Origin of the sequence: Mesorhizobium sp. M1A.F.Ca.IN.022.07.1.1 (assembly GCF_003997575.1) — a bacterium.
Classification (GTDB): domain Bacteria; phylum Pseudomonadota; class Alphaproteobacteria; order Rhizobiales; family Rhizobiaceae; genus Mesorhizobium.
This window is the reverse complement of sequence record NZ_RZST01000551.1, coordinates 1-2,300: the sequence shown is the minus strand read 5'-3', so window position 1 is coordinate 2,300 and position 2,300 is coordinate 1. Positions and strand designations below refer to the sequence as shown.

At 61.7% G+C, this 2,300-nt stretch carries 1 protein-coding gene and 1 pseudogene; both read left to right on the top strand.

Annotation, left to right across the window (positions count from 1 at the left end; genetic code table 11):
- Nucleotides 1-1,186: tyrosine-type recombinase/integrase (locus EOA75_RS32010; protein WP_127326080.1), on the top strand; the 1,186-nt coding region annotated here is incomplete at its 5' end.
- Nucleotides 1,183-2,300: pseudogene (locus tag EOA75_RS32005) on the top strand (hypothetical protein); the annotation flags it as partial. The gene EOA75_RS32010 and the pseudogene EOA75_RS32005, both read left to right, overlap by 4 nt.

The window sequence follows — 2,300 nt, the reverse complement described above, 5'->3', positions numbered from 1 at the left end:
GGACAAGACGGTCTGGCAGGCAACTCGCGATGACGTTGAGACCTTCCATCGCGTCCGCCGAAGAGGCGAGTCCGGAAGCCGGATCTCGGCCGCATCATGGAACCGGTCGGTCGCGGCGATGGACAAGCTTTACGAATGGGGAGTGGGCGAGGGACTCCTATCGTCAAGCCCATTTTCGCATCGGGATATCTGGCGCCGTAGCCGCGCGCGAGGCAGTGGCCAAATTGCCGTTCGCAATGGTGCGTTCGAACGGCGCGCAAAACGATCCGATATCCGTTTCGTCACGCTCGAGGATTTCCGGAGATTTCGGGATGTCGGACTGCGTGGCCTTACTCCGGATGGAGCCGAGCGGCCTGGAACTCGCGATAGGAATGGACTTCGCAACGCGCTGTTTGCGGAGATGCTGGTGATAACCGGCTTGAGGCTCGAAGAGGCATCGTTTCTCTTGGCGTCCGAAGTCGACGCTTTGCCGGCGTTCGGTTCCTCGATCCGTCAGACATGGTTCAATCTGCCCGCAGGTCTCACCAAAGGCGAGCGAGGGCGGGCGATCCTTGTTCCTGACGGGCTGATTCAGCGGCTCCGGACCTATATTCGTGTGGAACGCGCGCATGCCGTGGCAAAGTTCAAAGCCCGTCAAGGCTGGAGTTTGATGGAGCGGCCGATCTTTGTGCGCCGGCCGGTCGCCGGCCTGGCCAGCCTTGTGCTTGCCGACGGACGAACTGTACCGCTAGAGGTCTTCTCGCCCGACGAACGGGGGCGTCTCGTCATCTGTGATCCGGACAATGCACCCGCCGAGCCGGCAGTGCTGTGGCTGACCGAGGTCGGTCAGCCGGTGCGTCCAAACTCCTGGGAGATGGCGTTCGCCCGTGCCTGCCGTCGCTGCCAGACAAACGGATTTCCGATCGACATCAGCCCACATCAACTTCGGCATACCTTTGCGGTTCATATGCTCGCGATGTTGATCCAGCGCCAGCTCGAAGGCACATCCTCGGCGATTTCCGCCGGACCCGCAGAAGGTTACCGCAGACTGCTCGGAGATCCTCTTCAGCAGGTGCAGCGGCTTCTGGGGCATGCGAGCCTGGAGACCACTTCCCTGTACCTCGACCATATCGCCACGCGCGCCGACACCGTCGACACCGCCGTCGCCGAACTGCTCGCGCTGCTGCCAAGCGGAGGCCGGCTATGAGCACCCGTCCTCGCAAGGGCCAGCCCGTCGCGTTCAGTCGCGAACTCGCCGTTTCTCCACCGGTGGAGGCGATATCGGGTCTGCGATTTAATATTCAGACGCTGGATGGCGGCGAGGTTCTGGTCGACTACGCCCATCTGGCGCCGCGCTGGCTCGCACTTGCGTTCGCACGTGCGCTGCGGCGACTTGCCGGTCTCGGCGGGCGTCTGTCCGTCAGATCGACTGTGGCGACCTACGCCCGCATCCTGCCGCTGTTTTTCGCCTATATGACAGAGACAGAAGGCGTGCCCAGTGCTCCGGAACTCCTTCAGGCGCGCCACGTCGATGGTTTCGAAGCCTGGTTGGCGGCAAAGGGCAAGTCGCCCATCCACCTGCTGACCATCCTGACGAAGGTCATCGTGGCCTTGCGAGAGGTTGCCTCTGAAGGAAGGATCACCTTCTCCGACACGCTGCGCAACCGGTTGGCCTATACGACGTTGACGCCGATGCCGGCGTCGCGTCCCCGCGATGCATACAGCCCCTACATTGCGCGTCAGCTTCGCGATGCAGCTCGTGCGGATATCGGGCGTATCTTCCAACGGTTTCGCGAGCCCAGGCCGGTTGCCACAGACTCCGATCTAAAGGTCCTGGAAGACGGCGTGCATGCGAACATCGATGCGAGAGGCATTCTCCTCCATACCGATCGTAAATATAAAGCTCTTCTGCACGCCCGAAGGGTTCGAGGTCTCTCGTCGGAGAACTTCTGTCATCAGCTTCACGGATGGCACTATCTGACGTCTCAGGACGTCATTCCGCTGATGGTGTTTCTAGCGCTCGAGACCGGTCTGGAGATCGAATGCTGCATGACCTTGACCGTCGATTGTCTTCAGAATCCCGCAAACGGCACGGTCGAGATTGCCTACATCAAGCGCCGGGCCCGTGGCGCTGAGCACAAGACGCTTCGGGTGCGCGACGGCAGTCCGCGCACGCCCGGCGGCCTCATCCGGCAGGTCGTTGCCATCACGGCTGCCGCTCGGAGACACCGACCGAGCGACAACCTTTGGCTGCATTACGGATCCGGAGGACTAAAATCCAGACTTAAGCACCCGCAATATCTCGTCGATGGGTGGACGAC